The sequence below is a fragment of the Rhizohabitans arisaemae genome (assembly GCF_025996515.1).
In the GTDB taxonomy this organism is placed as follows: Bacteria; Actinomycetota; Actinomycetes; order Streptosporangiales; family Streptosporangiaceae; genus Rhizohabitans; species Rhizohabitans arisaemae.
Genome location: NZ_BLRH01000009.1, coordinates 645,382 through 665,956, shown reverse-complemented (window position 1 = coordinate 665,956; position 20,575 = coordinate 645,382). Strand labels below are relative to the sequence as shown.

General features: G+C 71.9%; 19 protein-coding genes. 16 read left to right on the top strand and 3 right to left on the bottom strand.

All coding sequences use genetic code 11. The features are described 5' to 3' along the window. From RUR_RS03875 to RUR_RS03805, 15 genes are all read left to right on the top strand, one after another. Positions 1 to 1,626: a multicopper oxidase family protein gene (locus RUR_RS03875; protein WP_283133456.1), complete on the top strand. Its 1,626-nt coding sequence runs from the start codon at positions 1 to 3 to the stop codon at positions 1,624 to 1,626. 87 nt (positions 1,627 to 1,713) lie between these two features. Continuing rightward, positions 1,714 to 3,072 carry an NTP transferase domain-containing protein gene (locus RUR_RS03870; protein ID WP_283133455.1) on the top strand — a complete coding sequence of 453 codons (1,359 nt, stop codon included), beginning with the start codon at positions 1,714 to 1,716 and terminating at the stop codon, positions 3,070 to 3,072. Then, positions 3,069 to 3,773, top strand: a complete 705-nt coding sequence (locus RUR_RS03865; protein WP_283133454.1) for a PIG-L deacetylase family protein — start codon at positions 3,069 to 3,071, stop codon at positions 3,771 to 3,773. Before RUR_RS03870 ends, RUR_RS03865 begins: the two co-directional genes overlap by 4 nt. Before the next feature lie 78 nt (positions 3,774 to 3,851). Next, positions 3,852 to 4,727 (top strand): hypothetical protein, encoded by an 876-nt coding sequence (locus RUR_RS03860; protein ID WP_283133453.1) that lies wholly within the window; start codon positions 3,852 to 3,854, stop codon positions 4,725 to 4,727. Between the two features lie 11 nt (positions 4,728 to 4,738). After that, positions 4,739 to 5,896, top strand: coding sequence for a nucleotide disphospho-sugar-binding domain-containing protein (locus RUR_RS03855; protein WP_283133452.1), 1,158 nt, complete (start codon positions 4,739 to 4,741; stop codon positions 5,894 to 5,896). Continuing rightward, complete coding sequence (locus RUR_RS03850; protein ID WP_283133451.1) at positions 5,893 to 6,684, top strand: SDR family NAD(P)-dependent oxidoreductase; 792 nt, start codon at positions 5,893 to 5,895, stop codon at positions 6,682 to 6,684. The genes RUR_RS03855 and RUR_RS03850 overlap by 4 nt, the downstream gene beginning before the upstream one ends. After that, positions 6,681 to 7,901: a ketosynthase chain-length factor gene (locus tag RUR_RS03845; protein WP_283133450.1), complete on the top strand. Its 1,221-nt coding sequence runs from the start codon at positions 6,681 to 6,683 to the stop codon at positions 7,899 to 7,901. The genes RUR_RS03850 and RUR_RS03845 overlap by 4 nt, the downstream gene beginning before the upstream one ends. Continuing rightward, complete coding sequence (locus RUR_RS03840) at positions 7,898 to 8,167, top strand: acyl carrier protein (protein ID WP_283133449.1); 270 nt, start codon at positions 7,898 to 7,900, stop codon at positions 8,165 to 8,167. The genes RUR_RS03845 and RUR_RS03840 overlap by 4 nt, the downstream gene beginning before the upstream one ends. Before the next feature lie 142 nt (positions 8,168 to 8,309). Then, positions 8,310 to 9,059, top strand: a complete 750-nt coding sequence (locus RUR_RS03835) for a permease prefix domain 1-containing protein (RefSeq protein ID WP_283133448.1) — start codon at positions 8,310 to 8,312, stop codon at positions 9,057 to 9,059. Between the two features lie 103 nt (positions 9,060 to 9,162). Then, complete coding sequence (locus RUR_RS03830) at positions 9,163 to 10,899, top strand: outer membrane protein assembly factor BamB family protein (RefSeq protein WP_283133447.1); 1,737 nt, start codon at positions 9,163 to 9,165, stop codon at positions 10,897 to 10,899. Positions 10,900 to 11,071: 172 nt separating this feature from the next. Then, positions 11,072 to 11,779, top strand: coding sequence for an SDR family NAD(P)-dependent oxidoreductase (locus tag RUR_RS03825; protein WP_283133446.1), 708 nt, complete (start codon positions 11,072 to 11,074; stop codon positions 11,777 to 11,779). Further along, entirely contained in the window at positions 11,779 to 12,156 is a 378-nt protein-coding gene (locus RUR_RS03820) for a SchA/CurD-like domain-containing protein (RefSeq protein WP_283133445.1), read from the top strand. The genes RUR_RS03825 and RUR_RS03820 overlap by 1 nt, the downstream gene beginning before the upstream one ends. 5 nt (positions 12,157 to 12,161) lie before the next feature. Continuing rightward, positions 12,162 to 13,046: an NAD(P)-dependent oxidoreductase gene (locus tag RUR_RS03815; RefSeq protein ID WP_283133444.1), complete on the top strand. Its 885-nt coding sequence runs from the start codon at positions 12,162 to 12,164 to the stop codon at positions 13,044 to 13,046. Beyond that, positions 13,043 to 14,692 carry an acetyl-CoA carboxylase carboxyltransferase subunit alpha gene (locus tag RUR_RS03810; RefSeq protein WP_283133443.1) on the top strand — a complete coding sequence of 550 codons (1,650 nt, stop codon included), beginning with the start codon at positions 13,043 to 13,045 and terminating at the stop codon, positions 14,690 to 14,692. The genes RUR_RS03815 and RUR_RS03810 overlap by 4 nt, the downstream gene beginning before the upstream one ends. A 17-nt stretch (positions 14,693 to 14,709) precedes the next feature. Further along, positions 14,710 to 16,176, top strand: coding sequence for a peptide MFS transporter (locus RUR_RS03805; RefSeq protein ID WP_283133442.1), 1,467 nt, complete (start codon positions 14,710 to 14,712; stop codon positions 16,174 to 16,176). Between the two features lie 311 nt (positions 16,177 to 16,487). Here RUR_RS03805 and RUR_RS03800 read toward each other — a convergent pair whose 3' ends face one another. After that, a complete protein-coding gene (locus RUR_RS03800) occupies positions 16,488 to 17,915 on the bottom strand; it encodes an MFS transporter (RefSeq protein WP_283133441.1) in 1,428 nt (475 codons plus the stop codon). Positions 17,916 to 18,085: 170 nt separating this feature from the next. On the opposite strand from RUR_RS03800, the gene RUR_RS03795 reads away from it, so the two are divergent. Continuing rightward, entirely contained in the window at positions 18,086 to 18,982 is an 897-nt protein-coding gene (locus tag RUR_RS03795; protein ID WP_283133440.1) for a helix-turn-helix transcriptional regulator, read from the top strand. Between the two features lie 86 nt (positions 18,983 to 19,068). Here the strand turns inward: RUR_RS03795 and RUR_RS03790 are convergent, their stop codons facing one another. Together RUR_RS03790 and RUR_RS03785 are read right to left on the bottom strand one after the other, a co-directional pair. Next, entirely contained in the window at positions 19,069 to 19,200 is a 132-nt protein-coding gene (locus tag RUR_RS03790; protein WP_283133439.1) for a hypothetical protein, read from the bottom strand. A 313-nt stretch (positions 19,201 to 19,513) separates the two neighbouring features. Further along, positions 19,514 to 20,524: a helix-turn-helix transcriptional regulator gene (locus tag RUR_RS03785; RefSeq protein WP_283133438.1), complete on the bottom strand. Its 1,011-nt coding sequence runs from the start codon at positions 20,522 to 20,524 to the stop codon at positions 19,514 to 19,516. Positions 20,525 to 20,575 lie beyond the last annotated feature (51 nt).

The window sequence follows — 20,575 nt, the reverse complement described above, 5'->3', positions numbered from 1 at the left end:
ATGACCAGGCCGCGCAGACAGTTCCTCGCCCTCGCCGGAGGGCTGAGCCTGGCCGGAGCGGGCTTCTCCGGATGCTCGGACAACTCCGGCGGCCGTTCCGGCACCCGGCCGGGCGGTAGCACCGGGAGCGGGAGCGGAAGCCAGGAGGAGGACGAGGACAACGAGATGGGCGCGCTGGTCAAGAGCCGCACGGCGCTGCCCCGCCCTTTCCAGGTCCCGCTGCCGATCCCGCCCGTGCTCCGGCCGGTCCGCACCGACGGCACGACCGACCACTACGAGTTGACCCAGCAGGTGAAGGGGTCGAGGATCATCCCCGGCCACACCACCATGGTCTGGGGCTACAACGGCGTCTTCCCCGGGCCCACGATCGAGAGCCGCAGCGGGCGGACCACCGTGGTCCGGCACCGCAACACCCTGCCCCGGCCGGTCTCGGTGCACCTGCACGGCGGCCGGACCCCGGCCGAGCACGACGGATACCCGCTGGACCTGGTGGCGCCGGTGGGCGGCTCGATCCCCCGCGGGCACGGGCACGCCGCCATGACGCCGACCAGTGTCACCCAGGGCCAGAAGGACTACGTCTACCCGATGGACCAGCGGGCGGCGACCCTGTGGTACCACGACCACCGGATGGACTTCACCGGTCCCCAGGTCTACAAGGGCCTGGCCGGGTTCCACCTCGTCCGCGACGACGTCGAGGACGCCCTGCCGCTCCCCAAGGGCGACAAGGACATCCCGCTGATGATCGTCGATCGTTCCTTCGACGAGGACGGGCAGTTCCTCTACCCCTCCCTCGACCCCAAGCTCGCCTCCCGGCCCGGGGTCAAGCAGGGGTTCATGGACGGGGTCCTCGGTGACGTGGTCCTGGTGAACGGCGCCCCGTGGCCGGTGCTCGAGGTGGAGGCCACCCGCTACCGGTTCCGGCTGCTCAACGCCTCCAACGCGCGGATCTACCGGCTGACGCTGAGCCCCCAGCCCTCCGGAGGGGACGCCTTCGTCCAGATCGGCGGGGACGGCGGGCTGCTGGAGGCGCCGGTCCGCCACGACCAGGTGGAGCTCGCCCCCGGGGAGCGCTACGACGTGGTCGTCGACTTCTCCCGGTACCCGGTCGGCACGAAGGTCACGATGGGCAACTCCCTCGGCACCGGGGAGACGGTCCGGGTGATGCGGTTCGACGTGGCCCGCAAAGCCCGCGAGGAGAGCACCGTGCCGAGTCGGCTGTCCCGGATCGAGCGGCTGGACCCGGCCAAGGCGGTCACCCGGCGCAGGTTCGAGTTCGTCCGCGGCGACGTGGGCGGCATGCGCGGCTGGACGGTGAACGGGGAGGCGTTCCACCCCGACAAGGTGCTGGCCCGGCCGAAGCTGAACTCCGTCGAGGTGTGGGAGTTCCGGGCGAGCGCGATCAGCCACCCCGTCCACCTGCACCTGGCGCACTTCCAGGTGGTCTCCCGCCGCGGTCGCAGACCCGGCCCGTACGACTCGGGGTGGAAGGACACGCTCAACCTCAAGCAGAGCGACACCGCCGAGGTGGTGGTGCGGTTCACCGGGTACCGCGGCAGGTTCGTCTTCCACTGCCACAACCTGGAGCACGAGGACATGGCGATGATGGCGAACTTCGACGTGGTCTAAGGGCCTTTCAGCTGTCCTCGATCTGGGGTCGAGCCGGTGCCGTGACGATGACGGCACCGACATCGATCCCGCGATGGGAGACCGCATATGGAAGGTCCGCAGGGCCCGGCCAGACGGCCGGACGTGACGGTGGTCCTCGCCACCGGTGAGGGCGTCGACGTCCGCACCGAGGTGTGCGGGCGTTCGCTGATCCGGCACACGCTCGACACGGTGGCCGCGCCGGGACTGCCTCCCGTGGTCGTCCTCGTCTCCGACCCAGGCGTCGTCGACCACATCCGCGCGTCCCACCCACAGGCCGGGTTCGCCGATCCGCGCGGCGAGGGCGGCCTTTCCGGCGGAGTACGCCGGGGCCTGGCGAACCTCGGCCGCGACGACGCCGCGGGCGCCGTACGGGCTGAGAGCCTGGTCGCGCTGGTGGTCGACCCGGTGGCTCCCCTGCCCACCCGGCCGGGCCTGGAGCGGCTGGCGGAACGGCACGCGGCGTCGGACGGCGCGGTGAGCACGCTCGCCACCGGGGACGGGCATCTCCCCGTCGCCGGTGTCCTCGATCTGGCGGCGTTGCCGGATGCCGCGACGCCACCGGACCTCGCCGGGTTGGTCAAGGCCGCCACGGTGCAGGGGCCGGTCGGCGCGGGGGCGGTCGCCGAGCCGGAGTGGGCGCTCAGGGCCGACGACCCGGTGGAGCTCGCGGAGATCCGGCGGGTGATCCGGGACCGGATCGTGCGCCGCTGGATGCGGGCGGGGGTCGTGGTGGTCGATCCGGCCACCACCTGGATCGACGCCGAGGTCGTGCTGGAGCCGGGGGTGCGGATCCTGCGCAACGTCGAGCTGTCGGGGTCCACCCGGGTCGGCGCGGACTGCGTCCTGGGCCCGGACACCACCTTGGCCGACACCGTGGTGGGGCCGGGCAGCCGGGTGCGGCACTCGGTGTGCGAGCGGGCCGAGCTGGGGCCGGGGAACAACGTCGGCCCGTACTCCTACCTGCGGCCGGGGACCAGGACGGCGGCCGGGGTGACGATGGGGTCGTTCGTCCACATCAAGGAGACCGAGCTGGGGGAGGGCACGATGGTGCCGCACTTCGCCTTCCTCGGGGACGGGGTCATCGGGGCACGCTGCAACATCTCCGGCTTCACCGGTTTCGTGAACTGGGACGGCGTACGCAAGCACCGGACGGTGCTGGGGGACGACGTCCTGCTCGGCGCCGGCTCGGCGGTGGTCGCGCCGGTGGTCGTCGGCGCCGGTGCGTTCACCGCGGCGGGCACGATCGTCACCAAGGACGTGCCGCCGGGCGCGCTCGCGCTGACCCGGGTACGCCAGGAGCACATCGAGGGCTGGGCGGAGACGACCATGCCGGGGAGCCACGCGGCCGAGTCGGCGCGGCGGGCCAGAGCCCGGGACGCCGCGGCACGCGAGGCCGGGGGCGACGCGGGGAGGGAGGAGCGGTGACCGCGCAGAGCGTACTCGCGATCTTCGCGCATCCGGACGACGCCGAGCTGGCCTGCGGCGGCACCCTCACCGGGTTTCGTCACGCGGGCTACGACGTGCACATCCTGGCCATGACCGACGGCCGGAACAGCTCCTCGCCGTACGCCGCGGACCGGATCCGCGAGGCGTCGGCGTCGGCCGCGGTGATCGGGGCGAGCGTGACCGTGGAGGGCCTGCCGGACGGGGACGTCCGGGTGACCGGCTCGACCTACGCCGTGATCGAGGCGCATCTGCGCCGGGTGGCGCCCACCGTGGTCATCACGCACTTCGCCAGCCCGATGCTCATGGACGACCATCAGGACCACCAGGCCACCGGGTTGGTGGCGACGACCCTGGCCAAGCGGATGCCGTCCCCACAGCTGATCATGCAGGGGGAGCCGCCCGTGCTCAACGGAGGGTTCATCCCCAACCTCTACGTGGACGTCTCGGAGTTCATCGACAAGAAGATCGCCGCGGTGGCCCAGTACCAGTCCGAGGCGGGCAAGCCGTACATGCGCGAGGAGACCATCCGGGCCCGCGGCCAGTGGTGGGCGCGGCAGGCCGAGGTGCACGAGGCCTCCGCCGAGGTCTACTACGAGGCGTTCACCCTGGTGAAGTGCCGGTCGACCGATCCTCGGGTCCTGCTGGGCGGCAGTAGGACCGCCTTCCCCGCCCCGGTCTAGCCCGTCTCCAGAGAGCCACCAACGGCGGTCGCGACGATCGGCGTCGGCACCTGAGCAACCATGAGGAAGGAATCCCAAATGATCGCTGGAACCTTCGGCAGGCTGAAGGCCTGCGCCGCGGCGGCCGTACTCGCCGCAGGGGTGTTCGTCCCGGCGGGCACCGCGCAGGCCGCGGGCGACGATCGGCCCCCGGTCCTGGAGATCACGGTGGACGCCCAGGGGTTCACCTTCCCCGGGCCGAACCCCCGACCGGCCGGACCGGTGACGCTCAAGGTGAGCACGCCCGACCAGGAGGGCCGGTTCCTCGGGCTGGGGCAGCTCCGCAACGGCATCGGCCTGCAGGAAGCCATGGGCCTGTTCTGGAACAGCCAGTCACCCGATCCGGCCGTGGCCATCCCGGCGCTGCGCCGCCTCTACCGGGACGTCGAGTTCTTCGGCGGCGCCGGCGTGTTCCCGGCCACCAGCCCGCTCTCGGTGACGCTCAACCTGCGCCCGGGGACCTACTACGGCATGGAGGGGGCGACGATCCGGGAGCTCCAGGTGACCCGCCCGTACCACCACGTCCGCAAGCCGCGGGTGGACGGGGTCATCCGCATGGTGCGGTACGGGGACAAGACCCGCTTCGTCCTGCCGGCGCGGATGAAGGCGAAGGGGTCCTACCTGGTGGTCAACCAGACCGACCAGCCGCAGGAAGCCGTGTTCGTGCAGGTGCCGGAGGGGACGACCACAGCCGACGTGCAGGCTTTCCTCGACGCGGAGCGGAACGGGCAGAACCCGCCGCCGCTGCTCGGCACCCAGGTCGGCGGGCTGATGGCGATCTCGCCCGGGCACTCGGCGGTCCTGGAGTTCGACTTCCCCGCCGCGACGTACAGCATGCTGTCCTTCTACCGGAACCCCGACACCGCGGTGAAGCGCGCCTACGAGGGCATGCACCGCGTGACCAGGCTGGGCTGAGGGGCGCCGCGATGCGTGTGATGCTGGCCACCTGGGCCACCGCCTCCCACTACTTCTCCACGGTGATCCTGGCGTGGGCGCTGCGCGCGGCCGGGCACGAGGTGCGGGTCGTCGCCTCCCCCGGCGTCGAGGACGCGGTGCTCCGCTCGGGTCTTCCGCTGACCGTGATCGGCCCGCCGCTGGACCTGGCCTCGGTCTGGAAGGGGTTCGGGATGCTCCCGGACACCGGCGGCGACGCGGCGGCGCACGAGCGGGCGCGGTCGGCCCGGGCGCTGTCGATGTTCACCATGGGCGCGGAGCAGACGGTCGACGAACTGACGGGGTTCGCCCGGGCCTTCCGGCCGGACGTCGTCGTCTACGAGCCCCGGATGTACGCGGCGATCAAGGCGGCGCGGGAGGTGGGCGCCCCCGCCGTACGGCTCCTGCCCGGTCCGGACTACACCGGTACCCGGCGGGAGGCGGAGCGGGAGGCACTGGACGAGCTGTGGGAGCGGCTGAAGCTCGGTGACGCCGACCCGCTCGGGGATCTGACCCTCGACCCGTGCCCGCCCGGCCTCCAGGTCGACCTGCCGGTCGTCCGGCAGCGGATGCGGTTCGTCCCGTACAACGGGCCCGCGATCGTGCCCCCGTGGACGGCCGAGCCGCCGTCCGCGCGCCGGGTCTTCATCAGCCTGGGCACCCTGGTGGCCACGTTGACCGGGCAGATGTCCTACGTCCGCGACGTGATCGAGGCGGCGGCGAGCCTGGACGACGTGGAGGTGGTGCTGGGGGTGTTCGGCGACCAGACGGCGCTGCTCGGGCCGCTTGACCCCCGGGTGCGGGTGGTGGAGGACATGCCGCTCCACCTGCTGCTCCCGACCTGCTCGGCGGTCGTCCACCACGGCGGATCGGGCACCCTGCTCACCACGATGTCGGCGGGCGTGCCGCAGCTCGTGCTCTCCTCGGTGGGCGACACCCTGCTCAACGGCCGGCAGATCACCGCGAGCGGCGCGGGGCTGGCGACCGTGGGCCTGGCCGGGGCCGCCCCGGAGCGGATCCGGGAGGCCCTCGGCTCCCTGCTGGCGGAGCCGTCGTACGGGCTCGCCGCGCGGGCGCTCGCGGCGGAGAACACGGCGCAGCCCGCCGTGGGGGACGTGGTCCGCGAGCTGGAACGGCTGGCCGCGTCGTGACCGGGACCCGGACCGCGCTGGTCACCGGGGCTTCGGGTGGGCTCGGGGCGGCGTTCGCCGCCGAGCTCGCCGCCCGAGGGTACGCGCTGGTGCTGACGGCGCGCGGCCGGGACCGGCTGGAGGCGCTCGCCGCCGGGCTGCGGGAGCGGCACGGCGGCGAGGTGGCGGTGCTGCCCGCCGATCTGACCGAGCCGGCCGGGCTCGCCGCGGTGGAGGAGCGGCTGGCCGCCGGAACGGACCTGCTGGTCAACAATGCCGGGACCTTCGGCGGGGTGGCCCCGTTCGCCGTCGGCGCCGTCGCCGCGGAGGAGCACAAGATCGCCCTCAACGTCGTGGCGACCGTACGGCTCACGCGGGCCGCGCTGCCGCCGATGGTCGGGCGCGGCTCGGGCGGCATCCTCAACGTCTCCTCGGTCGCGGGGTTCCTGAACGCCCCCGGCGGCGCCGTGTACTGCGCGACGAAGGCGTTCGTCACCTCGTTCACCGAGACCGTCCGGGCGGAGACGACCGGGCTCGGCGTATCGGTCACCGTGCTCTGCCCCGGCGCGACCCGGACGGATGCGCGTCCGGGGCGGCGCAGCCGGCTCGGCCCGCTGCTCGACCCGGCTTTCGTGGTCCGCGCGGGGCTGGACGCGCTCGCCGCGGGCCGGCCGCTCTGCGTCCCGGGGCTGGAGTACAAGTCCCGGGTCCTGCTCGCCCGGCACATGCCCCGGGGACTCACCAGGACGATTTTCCATCGCGGCTGGGGCAGGTCCCAGGCGTCGGTCGCCAAGGAGGCGAATTCGTGAACGCACCCGTCGTCACCGGGATCGGCGTGGTGGCCCCCAACGGCCTCGACACCGAGGAGTACTGGTCGGCCACGCTGGCGGGCCGGAGCGGCATATCCGAGATCACCAGGTTCGACCCGGCGTCCTATCCGGTGCGGTTCGCCGGTGAGGCGACCGGCTTCGGCCTGGACCGGGTGCCGGGGCGGCTCGTGCCGCAGACCGACCACTGGACGCACATGGGGCTCGCCGCGGCCGAGGCGGCCCTCGACGACGCCGGGGTGGTGCCGGCCGAGCTGCCGGAGTACGAGATGGCGGTGGTGACCGCGAGCTCGTCGGGCGGGACCGAGTTCGGCCAGCGCGAGATCGAGCGGTTGTGGAGCAAGGGCCCCGGCTGGGTGGGTGCCTACCAGTCCATCGCGTGGTTCTACGCGGCGACCACGGGCCAGATCTCCATCCGGCACGGGATGCGCGGGCCGTGCGGGGTGATCGCCGCCGAGCAGGCGGGCTCGCTGGACGCCCTGGCCCAGGCGCGGCGGCTGATCGGGGCCGGGTCGGGGCTGGTGGTGGCGGGCGGCACGGACGCGTCGCTGTGCCCGTACGGCCTCACGGCGCAGCTGAGCAACGGCCTGCTCAGCCGGGAGGAGGAGCTCGGCCGCGCCTACGTCCCCTTCGACGAGGGGGCGTGCGGCTACCTGCCCGGGGAGGGCGGCGCGATGCTCATCGTGGAGGACGCGGAGCGGGCCGGTGCGAGAGGGGCGTCCCGCCCGTACGGCGAGATCGCCGGGCACGGCGCCACGTTCGACCCGCCCCCCGGGTCGGACCGCCCGCCGACCCTGCACCGGGCGGTGGGCAAGGCTCTCGCCGACGCGGGGGTGACACCCGCGGAGGTCGACGTGGTCTTCGCCGACGCGATGGGCGTCCCCGAGCCGGACCGGGTGGAGGCCGAGACGATCGCCGCGGTCTTCGGGCCGTACGGGGTCCCGGTGACCGCGCCCAAGACGATGACGGGCCGGCTCTACGCCGGGGCGGCGCTGGATGCGGCGACGGCGCTGCTGGCGATCCGGGACGGGGTGATCCCGCCGACGATCGGGGTACGGCGTCCCGCCCCCGGCCTGCTGATCGATCTGGTGACCGAGCCGCGCCGGCGCGCCGTACGGACGGCTCTGGTGATCGCCAGGGGGTTCGGCGGCTTCAACTCGGCGCTGGTGCTGCGCGCGTGTGAAGGAGGAAGGTCGTGACGTCCGGGGTTTCCGTGAGTGTGGCCCGGCTGGAGTCCCTGTTGAGCCGGGCGATCGCCGCCGAGACCGACGCCGCCGGCGTCGAGGTCGAGGCGACCTTCGCCGAGCTGGGACTCGACTCGCTGGGTGCGGTATCCGTCGCGAAATGTGTAGGAAAAGAGATTGGTGTGGAGATTGCACCAATATTGCTGTACGAGTTCCCGACGGTGAACGCGCTCGCCCGCCACCTCGCCGAAGAACTCCTCCCGTCCCGGGATTCGGGTTAGCGGCCTTTCGCAGGAGATTGCCGTTTAGGTAAGCCCAATAAGATATGCGAATGAGTCCGATAATCCGTTCGTCTTCTATCGTCGTGCCGATTGAGCGATGATGGGTCAAGGGAAGCTTGCGGGGGGTTCCGAAGGGAACGATGTGCGACTTCTTGAACGCGGCGGCCGGTGGAAGACGGGGGAGACGCGCGGATCCCACGTCACCCGATACATGTTCGAGCTGAACCATGCCCTGCGCGGGCCCGCCCGGGTCAAGAACGACATGCTCGACGAGCTGTACGACGGCTTGAACGACGAGGTCGAGGCCCACCGCGCGGCCGGGCTCCCGCACCGGGAGGCCGAACGGCTCGCGGTGGAGTCCTGCGGCAGCGTGCGGGAGGTCGCCCCCGATCTGCAGAAGGAGCTCAGCTTCGTCGACTGCCGGCGGACCGCCTGGCTCCTGTTCTTCCTCGTCGCCCTGCACATCCTCATCGCCGAGTTCGCCTGGCAGCAGGACCCGGTGGCGGCGGCCGACGGCGGGAACCGGCTCGGCGCGGGCTACCTCGTCTTCGCCGAGATCGTGGACTACTTCCAGTTCGTGGTGGTCGTCGTGGCGCTCGGCGCCGCCGTCGTGTTCGGCAAGGGCGGGCGCTACATCCGGATGACGGCGCGGATCTCCCGGTTCACCGGCGCCTTCACGCTCTTCGCGCTGCTGCTGAAGAGCGCGAGCGCCGTCATGCTGGTCTCCCTGGTGCCCGGCATGCTCCAAGGGCTCATGAGCCTGCCCGGCCTCGCCCAGCAGCTCATCCTCTGGGTGATCCCCACCTGCTACGTGATGCGCCTGGCCTGGCGCTGCCTCACCGTCCGGATGTTCCCCGTCACCGCCGCCCCGGTCCTCTGCACCGACTCCTGAACAGCTCTGCCCGCCCCCGGGAGAGCGGGGCTCTATGGGCGCTCTAGGCATCCATATGTAGCTTGCCGATAGGTAGTCTGCCTATGGATGACGGAGGAGTGGCATGCGATTAGGAGTGTGGCCGGATCGGGGCGGCAGGCGGGCCGCCGTGGTCGTGGCAGGGGCGCTGACCCTCGTGGCCGCCCTGGTCTCGGGTCCGGCGACGCCGACCCGGGCCGGAACGACCCAAGGGGCGGGCGCCGTCCCGGAGGACGCGCGGTCGTCGCGGACCGCGTCGCCGACCCCGCCCGGGATCCGGGCCGGTGACTGGCCGACCTGGCAGCAGAGCGCCAAGGGGAACCGGCACAACGCAGGCGAGCGGCGGATCACCCCGAAAACCGTCAAGAACCTCAAGCTCAAGTGGGCCTACGTCTTCGAGAACCACTACGGCAACATCGCGAGCCAGCCGGCGGTGGTCGGCGGGACCCTCTACGCGGGCGGCCCGGACTCCCGGTTCTACGCGCTCGACGCCAAGACCGGACGGCAGAAGTGGGTCTTCGACCTGCGCCCGCACGCCGGACCGGTGGCCCCGCCGGAAGGAGAGTTGATCGAGAAGAACCCGGTGCGGGACGGCCCCACGGTCGCCGGGGACAAGGTGTACTTCGGGGACTCCCGCGGCAATCTGTTCGCGCTCAACCGGTTCACCGGGCGGCTGGCGTGGATGACCGAGGTCGACGCGCATCCGGCGGCGCTGCTCACCGGATCCCCGCTGTACTTCGACGGACGCGTCTACATCGGGGTGTCGAGCTACGAGTACCTGCTCGCGGGCAACGACCAGTATCCCTGCTGCACCTTCAGCGGCAAGGTCGTCTCGGTGGACGCGGAGACCGGCAAGATCACGTGGACCTACCGGACGATGCCGGAGCCGAAACGGGACGGCACGTGGCCGAGCGGCGCGCCGAAGTACGTCTCCTCCGGCGGATCGGTCTGGTCCAGCCCCGCGATCGACCCGGTCACCCGCACCCTGTACGCGGGCTCGGGCAACAACTACAGCGGTGACCGCGGCTACTCCGACTCGATGCTCGCCCTCGACATCGACACCGGCAAACCCCGCTGGGTACGGCAGATGACGCATCCGGACACCTGGACCGTCCGCTGCCTCATGCCGATCCCGCCCGGCGGCTCCTGCCCGGGGCTGAACGACGAGCTCAAGGACGAGCTCGACTACGACGTCGGCTCGCCCGGCCTGTTCACCGTGAACGGCCGCACCCTCGTCGGCTTCGGGCAGAAATCCGGGATCTACCACGCGCTGGACGCCCGGACCGGCGAGATCGTCTGGCAGACCCAGCTGTCGGTCCAGGCGCACAACGAACCGTGGCGCGGTGTCGAATGGGGCGCCAGCCACGACGGCAAACGGATCTACGTGGCCACCTGGCGGCCCCACCCCACCGGCACCCTGCACGCGCTCGACCCGGCCACCGGGGCCATCCTGTGGAAGAACCCCCTGCCGGAGAACGCGTGCTCGACCGGCGGAGCGGCCAACCCGATCCGGATCACGCCGCCGGACGACCCGCCCAAGTGCGTGGCGGGTCTGAACGCGGCGGTCTCCAGCACCCCCGGCCTCGTCTACGAAGGCGGTGAGGACGGAAAGATGCGCATCTACTCGGCCAAGACCGGCAAGGTCGTGTGGACCTACGACGCGGTTCGCATGTTCCAGGGAGTGAACGGCCGATCCGGGCCCGGCGGCTCCATCTCCGGCAACGGCGGAGCGGTGATCTCGGACGGGATGCTCTACGTCAACGCCGGATACCAGATGCACCTCGGCATCCCCGGCCAGGTCATGCTCGCCTTCGGTCTCTGACCTGATCGGATACGGCCACTGCGGACGACGGGCCCGCGGGGGGACACCCACGCTCCCCGCGGGCCCCCGCGCTCCGGGCCCGGACGGCCGTACCGGAGCAGACCGGGAAGCGGCCCGGCTCACTCCAGCGGGACTCCAGTTCGGCGCCAGCCCGGTCTTCGACGATCGGGGGGTGAATCACAGACCAGACGGAAAACGGGTCCTCGTCACCGGGGGGACCCGGGGTATCGGGCGGGCGCTCGTCACCGCGTTCACGCAGGCCGGGGCGAAGGTCGTCACCTGCTACCACCGGGACGCGACGGCGGCGGAAGGGCTCGATCCCGCGCTCGTGGTCCGGGCCGACGTCACCGACCAGGCGGACGTACGGCGGCTCGCCGAAGAATGCGGGAAACACCTCGGCGGGCTCGACGTCGTGGTGAACAACGCGGGCGTGGACGGCGGCGCCCCGCTCGGGGAACTGCCCCTGGCGGAGTGGCGCCGGGTCGTCGACGTCGACCTCACCGCCTGCTTCCTCGTCCTGCGCGAAGTCTCCCCACTGCTCGCCGACGGCGCCTCAGTGATCAACATCGGCGCTTCGGGGGCGCTGCGCGGACGCCCGGGCGCGGCGCACCACGGCGCGGCGAAAGCGGCGCTCATCGGGCTCACCGCCTCCCTCGCCAAGGAGTACGGCGCCCGCGGGATCCGGGTGAACACCGTCGCCCCCGGTGTCGTCCCGGACGGGGACGGGCTCCCGCCGCAGGTACGCGACGGCCTGATCGCGCGGACCGCGCTGCGCAGGCTCGGCACCCCCGAGGACGTGGTCGGCCCGGTGCTCTTCCTCGCCGGGGACGCCGCGCGCTTCATCACCGGAACCACTCTGAACGTCGACGGAGGAATCTAATGGCATTCGCCGCTATCACCTACCGCGTCAAGCCGGGGCACGAGGAGGAGATCGCCGAGATCTTCGCCGGCTTCACCCGGGTGGACACCCCTCGGCTCACCGACGACGACGGGAACGAGGCCGGGCGGCTGCTCGGCACCGCCGTCTTCATCAAGGACGACGTCATGGTGCGGGTCATCCACTACGAGGGGGACTTTCCCTCCATCGCCAGGAAGATGGCGACCCAGAAGGGCGTGCACGTCATCGAGGAGAAGCTCGCCCCCTACCTCGCCGTGCAGCGGGACACCGGCAGCCCCGAGGCGTTCGGCGCCTACTTCCGGGACGCCACCATGCGCTGCGTCTCCCAGCTGTCCGCCGACACCCACCCGAACGGCTGACCGCGATGGAACAGCGACACAGGAAGCTCGCCGTCGTCGGGCTCGGCGGCATCGGCGGGGGAGTGGCCCGGCGGCTGCTCGACGCCGGATACCCGACCACCGTCTACAACCGCACCGCGGAGAAGGCGAAAAGCCTGGTCCAAGCCGGCGCGACCGGCGCGGCCACCGCCGAGGAGGCGGCCGCCAGCGCCGACGTGGTGCTGCTCAGCCTGAGCGACGAGGACGCCGTCGAGGAGATCCTGTTCGGGCGGATGGCGCGGGTCCTCAAACCCGGGACCGTGATCGTGGAACTCTCCACCGTCTCACCCACCTACGCGCGCCGCGCCGCGCAGCGGCTCGCCGCGATCGGCGTCCGCCGGGTCGAGGCCTGCGTCATCGGCAACCCGCAGATGGCCCGCCTCGGCGAACTCCGCATTTTCGCCGCCGGGGAGTCCGGCGACGTGGCCGACGTCGCGGACGTGCTCGCCGCGATGGGCCGGCACGGCACCCTGCACCTGGGCCCGACCGGCCGCGCCACCGCGATGAAACTCTCCTTCAACCTCCTGCTCGGCCTGCAGACCGCCGGCCTGGCCGAAGCCGTCGCCTACGCCGAGCAGGCCGGGATCGACCGTGAGCTGCTGCTCACCGCGGTGGAGAAGAGCGGCTGGCGGTCGCCCGTACTCAACTTCCGCGCCGAGTTCATGCGGACCCGCAGATACGAACCGGCCGGGTTCCGGGCCAGGCTCATGGCCAAAGACCTGGGGCTCGCCGTCGCCGACGCCGAACTCGGCGGGCTGAGCCTGCCGCTGACCGAGCGGGCCGCCCGCCGCTTCGGCGACGCGGTCGCCGCGGGCCGGGGCGACAAGGACGCCGCGGTCGTCGTCGAGATCCCCCCCGGGTCACCGCGATGACCGTGCAGACCGAACCCGCCCCCGAGTGGCTCCGCTGCGCCGGCTGCGGCGGAACCGTGTACGGGAAGCGGTACCGGCGTGACCTCAACGTGTGCCCCGACTGCGGGCTGCACGGTCGGCTCACCGCGCCGGAGCGGATCGAACGGCTCCTCGACGAGGGGGCGGTGCCGCTGACCGGCGGCGCCGCCGTCGCCGAGGATCCGCTCGCGTTCCTGGACCGGCGGCCGTACCCGGAGAGCCTGGCGGCGGCGCGGCGGGCCACCGGCCTGGAGGACGCGGTGGTCGGCGTCCGGGGGACCGTACACGGGCATCCGGTGGTCGCGGCGGTGATGGACTTCCGCTTCTTCGGCGGCAGCATGGGCAGCCTGGCCGGGGAGCGGCTCACCGAGGCGATGGAGACCTCGCTCCGGGAACGGATCCCGCTGCTGCTGGTGACCGCCTCGGGCGGCGCCCGGATGCAGGAGGGCGCGCTCGCCCTGCTGCAGATGGCCAAGACCAGCCAGGCGATGGGCCGCCTGGACGAGGCCGGGATCCTCACGATCTCGCTGATCACCGATCCGACGTACGGCGGCGTCGCCGCCTCGTTCGCCACCCTCTCCGACGTCATCCTGGCCGAGCCGGGCGCGCGGCTGGGTTTCGCCGGGCGGCGGGTGATCGAGCAGACGATCCGGCAGCGGCTGCCCGAGGGTTTCCAGACCGCCGAGTTCCTCGCCGCCCGCGGTCTCGTCGACGGGGTGGTGTCCCGGGGCGCGCTCCGCGGCACCCTGTCCCGGCTGCTCGCCGCGACGGTTCCGGCGACCCCGCCGGAACGGCCGTACACGCTGATCAGGACCGGTGACGAGCTGCCGCCCCGAGACGCCTGGGAGACGGTCCGGCTGGCCCGGCACGTCGACCGGCCGACGACCCTGGACTACATCGGCTACCTGCTGGAAGGCTTCCAGGAGCTGCACGGCGACCGGCTGGCGGCCGACTGCCCGGCGATCGTCGGCGGCCTCGGCCGGCTCGGCGGGGTGCCCGTCATGCTCATCGGGCACGAGAAGGGGCACCGTACGGCCGACCGGGCGAAACGGAACTTCGGCATGGCGACCCCTGCCGGATACCGCAAATCGGCACGGCTGATGCGGCTCGCCGCCAAACTCGGCGTCCCCGTCGTCACGCTGATCGACACCCCCGGCGCCTACCCCGGCATCGAGGCCGAGGAGAACGGGCAGGCCGTCGCGATCGCCGAGAGCATCCGGCTCATGTCGGCGCTGCCCGTACCCATCGTCTCGGTGATCACCGGCGAGGGCGGCAGCGGTGGCGCGCTCGCGCTCGGCGTCGCCGACCGGGTGCTGGCGCTCAGCGGCGCCGTCTACTCGGTGATCAGCCCCGAAGGCTGCGCGGCCATCCTGTGGAAGGACGCGGCCGCGGCCCCCCAGGCGGCCGGCGCGCTCCGCCTCACCACCCGCGACCTGCTCGCCCTCGGGGTGATCGACGCCGTCGTGCCCGAGCCGCCCGGCGGCGCCCACGAGGACCCCGGCGGTACGGCGGAGCTGCTCCGGGACGCGCTCATCGGAATCCTCGGCGAGCTCACGCCCCTGCGGGGGACCGAACTGGTCGAGGCACGCAGAGACAGGTTCCGCCGGTACGGCCTCGCACCGGCCTGATCTTTTGAGGAGGCGCGGTGGCCGCGCGATCGAAATGGTTCTCCACGCTCTTCCTGACCGACCTGTGGGAACGCTTCGGCTTCTACGGCCTGCTGGCGATCCTCGTCCTCTACGCGGCCGCCCCCGTCTCCGAAGGCGGCCTCGGCCTGCCGCGGGCCGAGGCCGCCGCCCTGCTCGGCGTCTACCTCGCGGTCACCTTCATGCTCTCCATGGCCGGGGGCTGGGCGGGGGACCGCCTGTTCGGGCCCCGCCTGGCCACCCTGTGGGGCGGGATCACGGTCACCCTCGGCTACACCCTCATGGCCCTGCCCACCACGGTGACCACCTTCCCCGGCCTGCTCGGCGTCTCGATCGGCACCGCGCTGATCAAGCCGAACATGACCACGATGCTCAACCTGCACTACGGCACCGACCGGGCCGGCCGCGAAGCCGGGATCTCCATGTTCTACGTCGGCATCCAGGTCAGCGCGCTCATCTCCCCGCTGGTTGTCGGCTTCCTCGGCGAACGCGTCGACTGGCACCTGGGCTTCGCGGCCGCCGCGTGCGCCATGGCTTTCGGGGTCCTCCAGTACTGGGCCGGGAGCCGTCACTTCGCCCCCGGCATCGGGCGGGTCGTCCGCCCCGCGACACCCCGGCAGCGGCGCGTCGCCGCCACGGCGGCCGTTCTCGGCCTTGTTCTGGTGGTGTCGGCCGGGATCGCCCTCACCGCCCAGCATGCCATCGTCCTGGTCGGGCTGATCTCGTTGATCGTGCCGTTCACGGCTTTCACGTTTGTGCGACGAGCTCAGGCTGAAACCGACCGCAGGCGGATCACCGTGTTCCTGTGGCTGCTGCTCGGCGCGAGCGTCTTCTGGATGATCGCCGGGCAGGACGGCTCACTGCTCAACCTGTTCGCCCTGCACTCCACCGAACGCGACCTGTTCGGCTTCGCCGTCCCCGCCAGCTGGCTCCAATCCGCCACCCCGCTGTTCATCCTGGCGATCGCCCCGATCTTCGCCCTCCGCTGGCGCCGGTACGGGGAACGGCTCGGTGTCCCCGCCAAGTTCGCCGCCGGACTCCTCCTCGTCGGCGCCAGCTTCCTGGTGATGGCCGGCGCGGCGGCGTTGGCGGCGGACGGGGCCAAGGTCTCCCCGCTCTGGCTGCTCACCGTCTACTTCATGCACGCCTGCGCCGAACTCATCATCGCCGCGGTCGGCATCAGCGCCGCCGCCGAAGTCGCCCCACCCGCCTACCAGGCTCAGATCATCGGCCTCTGGTGGCTGTTCTGCGCCCTCGGGGCCGGCCTGGCCAGCCAAGCCGTCCGGCTCACCACCGTCCTCCCCGACCAGGTCTACTACCTCGCCCTCGGCACCCTGGCCCTCGCCTTCGCGTTCGCCTTCATCGCCACCCGCCACCGCATCACCCGTGGCCTGACCCCGGCCCCCGATCCCCAAGGCCACGAAGCGACGCAGGCCGTCCGTCAGCTTTCGCACCCCGGCGCATGACGCCCACCGACGTACGGCGAAGCCCGCGATGCCGTACGGATTCCCCGGGACGCCGTCGCCGAGCTCCGGCCCGGCGTGATCGGGTACGGCCTCATCCTTCGTCGGCTCCGACGACTCGCACTGCGGGACGGTTGCCGGCTTAGGGGAGTGGGTGGCGTGTGGTTGGTACGGCGGTTCGCGATTGCACGGGCTCCTCGGGGCCGCCTGCGGAGGTACGGCCGACCGGGCTCGTCCGACCGCATCCTTCGCCGCCTCTGACAACTCGCCCCCAGGGGCGGTCTCCGGCTTTGGGGGGTTCCCGGTGGCGGCGGTCAGGCGGTCTCGGCTGCCGGGCGGCGGAGGAACACCAGGGCGAGAGCGGCGCCGACCAGGCAGACGATCCCCGCGGTGAGCATCGCCGTGTGGAGTCCGCCCAGCATGGTGGCCGTGGAGGTCGTCGTCCCGGAGAGGGCCTCGGTGCGCATGGTGGCGACGGCCGCCAGCCCTGCGGTTCCGACCCCGGCGACGAACTGCGGCAGCTGCGACAGTCCGGCGGCGACACCCTGCTCGTCGTCCCGCAGCCCCGACGTCATCGTGGTGATGAACGCGACCACGGTCAGCACATGCCCGAAACCCATGGCACCGGAGGTCGTCAGCAGCAGCGCCAAGCCGCCCTCCTCGGGCAGCAGGACCATCGCAGCGGTACTCAGCCCCTGCACCACCAGGCCGACGGTCATGGTGCCCACCGTGCCCCACATGGTGATCAGCCGGGCGGCGAGCATGCCGGCGATTAGCGCCATGACGCCTTCGGCGAGGAAACCCGCGCCGGTCGCCAGCGGTGAGTAGCGCAGGACATCCTGCATGTACAGGCTGAGCAGAACCGTGGTGCCGCCGCACATGCCGAGCGTGATGAACCCGATCAGCCCACCCCATTTCACCGTCGGCCGGTTCAGTACTCGGAGTGGGATCAGCGGAGCGGCATGCCGCCGCTCCACCTGCAGGAACACACCGACGCACACCACGGCCAGGGCCAGGGAGCCCAAGGTGACCGGGTTGCCCCACCCGGCCTCGGCACCGGTGGAGATCCCGTACACCAGGGCGAAGAGGCCGACACCGGACAGCAGGGCGCCCGGGATGTCGAGCCGGGCGGCCGAGCGCGTGCCGGTCCTGGGCAGCGTGATTGTGCCGAGCAGCACCAGTGCGCCGATGAAGACCAGGATGAGCATGGTCCAGCGCCAGTTCAGGCCACTGGTGATCACGCCGCCGCCGAGGGTGCCGAGCACGAACCCCAGCGACAGCACCGCGCCGTTGACGCCCAGCGCCTTCGTCCGCCGCGGCCCCTCCGGGAACACCGTCGTCATCAGCGCGATGGCGGTCGGTGCGATCATGGCGGCCGCCACGCCCTGACCGACCCGGGCCGCGATCAACATTGCCGGACCCGTCGCCAGCCCCGCGATCAGCGAGAACACGGTGAACAGGGCGACACCGGCGATGAACAGCCGACGTCGGCCGACGATATCGGCGACCCGGCTGAACAGGGGCAGCAGGCTCGCCGTCGGCAGCAGGCAGGCCGTGGCCACCCACTGCAGCGACCCGGTGCTCGCGAAACCCAGATCGCGCCCGATCTCCGGCAGCGCCACGGTCACGATCGAGAAGTCCAGGCCGGCCATGAACGTGGCGCCGCACAGTGTGGCCAGGATCAGCCACCCGCTGAGCCCGAGCCTGTTTCCGTCCGCGGGCCGGATATCGGTTGCGACCATGGGATACGCCTCACAAGGAATCGATGGACGTACGCGAGGTTGCGGCGCGTACGGCACCAACTGTGTGGCGTACGGCCGATGCCACCCAGCCCTCTGCCGGAGGTATCCCTGCCGTGCCTACACCTGACAGGTGCAGGAAGAATGTGATGAAACACGGCATTCTTGCTTCCATGGAGCGGCGTACCGAACTCGGTGAATTCCTGCGCACCCGGCGTGCCCGGTTACGGCCCGAAGACGTCGGCCTGCCCGACTACGGCAGCCGGCGGCGCGTCCCCGGCCTGCGCCGGGAAGAACTGGCCCACCTCGCCGGGGTCAGCGCCGGATACTACACACGCCTCGAACAAGGCCAGAGCCCCAACGCCTCCGACGCCGTACTCAACGCGATCGCGGCCGTTCTCCGGCTCGACGAAGCCGAACGGATCCACCTGCACAGCCTCGCCCGCCACCAGCAGAGAGCCCCTCGGCGCCCCCGCCCTGAACGGTTGCGCGCCGGGATACGGCTGGTGATCGACGCGTTCGGCGACACCCCCGCGGTGGCCCTCGGCAGAAGCTGCGACATTCTCGCCTGGAACCGTACGGCCCACGTGCTCCTCGCCGGGCACCTGCCGTACGAGGCTCCCGAACAGCCCCGCATGCGGCCCAACGTCGCGCGCCTGGTCTTCCTCGACCCGCACACCCGCGAGCTGTACCCCGACTGGCGGGGCAAAGCCCGCGACACCGTCGCCGACCTGCGGATCACCGCCGCCCGCCGCCCCGACGACCCCGAACTGACCGAACTCATCGGCGAACTCACCCTGAAAAGCCCCGAGTTCGCCGCGCTGTGGGCCGCCCACCCCGTCCACACCTGCGTCACCCACTACACCCGCGACTTCCAGCACCCGGTGGTGGGTGCCCTGACCCTGAACAACGAGATCATGGACCTGTCCGCCGACGAAGGCCAGCGCCTGGCGGTGTTCACCGCGACCCCGGACTCCCCGTCCGCGGCGGCTCTGCAACTCCTCGCCGACCTCAGCGCCGAGCAGCCCACCCTGCGGCGGGAACACTCCGCCCTGGACGAGTGCCGCTGACCCGCTCCGGCCACCAACGCCGACCACCCGTCCGGACCTGGTGTGTTCCAGGCACGATGCTTGCGCCAACTCATTCCTCACCGACGTCAGTGGCGAGGGTCGCGGTCGGGATCGTCGCCGTGGCGCGAACGGGGTCGGCGAACGGGTCGGTCGATCAGGGTGACGATCAGGTTCAGTACGGCGACCGCCAACGGAATCCACTCGGCGAACTCCTGCATCTCGGCATCTCCTCGGGGCAGGCCAGGCGATTGCCCGGCGAATACCCCAATGGCACGCCGGAGGGACGGGGTCCGGCAGCTGATCCGGACCAATCCGGAGAAGCTCATGCGTATGCCATCGAGGTAGGGCAGGCCGGTCCCCTAGCGGGTTGGTGACTCAACGGCCTGTCCGGAGGAGTCCGGCACCCCACCGGACACCGTCGGCCTGCCGCCATGGGCGGGCGCATCGATGGCCGCCACCGCGAAACCGCGCTCGGCCCCGAAGCGCGTGCCACGATGCCGGGGCTCTTCCGGTGTCGGCCGCCGCTGTGCCCTATGAGGGTGACCCCTTCGTGAATTTCTCCGACGCCTCCCTGCCGCCCGTACCCCGGGTCGCGCGTAGGGCACGTTCGCCCAGGGCTTGGATGTAGGCCACCAGTTCCGGCGGCTCGTGCACCTCGAACTCGGCGCCGAGCATCAACAGGCGGGACGCCGAGAACGGCACCGTGTCGGGGTGTCCTCGCAGCACGCACACGTCGGGGCCGAGTACTTCCACCTCCTCGGGGTTCGCGCCCAGCCGCCTCACCACCTCCTCGGCGGAAAGGTGCACGGTCACCGTGATCTCGGGGGTGGGCATCGACGAGTACATCTTCCGCCGTACGAACGCCGCCGCGTCGGGCTCCGGGGTGTCGCGCTCGGGGAAGCGGGCCCCGGTGAGGCGGGGTTCCTCGATCCGGTCGACCCGGAAGATCCGCCAGTCGTCGCGGTCGACGTCGAAGGCGAGGAGATACCAGAGCCGCCCGCTCGCCACCAGCCGGTACGGCTCGGCCAGGCGTCTGGACCGGGCCCCGTCCCAGCCCTGGTAAGCGAACCGCAGCCGCTCGCGGCCGGTTACCGCGCCGGCGATGAGGACGAGAGCCTCAGGGGCGACGCCGGGCCCCTCGGCCGTCGCCACCGACACCGTGGCCGCCCCCACGGACCTGACTCGCTGCCGCAGCCGGGCCGGCAACACCTGCTCAAGTTTGGCGAGCGCGCGTACGGAGGCGTCCTCGATGCCCTCGACGGGGCTGCCCGCCGCCGCGCGCAGCCCGACCGCGATGGCCACGGCCTCCTCGTCGTCGAGCAGCAGCGGCGGCATGGCTTTGCCCGCGACCAGCCGGTAGCCGCCCACGGCCCCCATGGTGGCCTCCACCGGGTAGCCGAGGTCGCGGAGGCGGTCGATGTCGCGGCGGATCGTGCGCGGGCTGACGCCCAGGCGCTGGGCGAGTTCGCTGCCGGGCCATTCGCGCGGGGTCTGCAGGAAGGACAGCAGCGCGAGCAGCCGGGCTGAGGTGTCACCACTCATGGTCCCATCATGCCTGGTTAACTAGGACAGGATCCGACCTACATGGTGCCT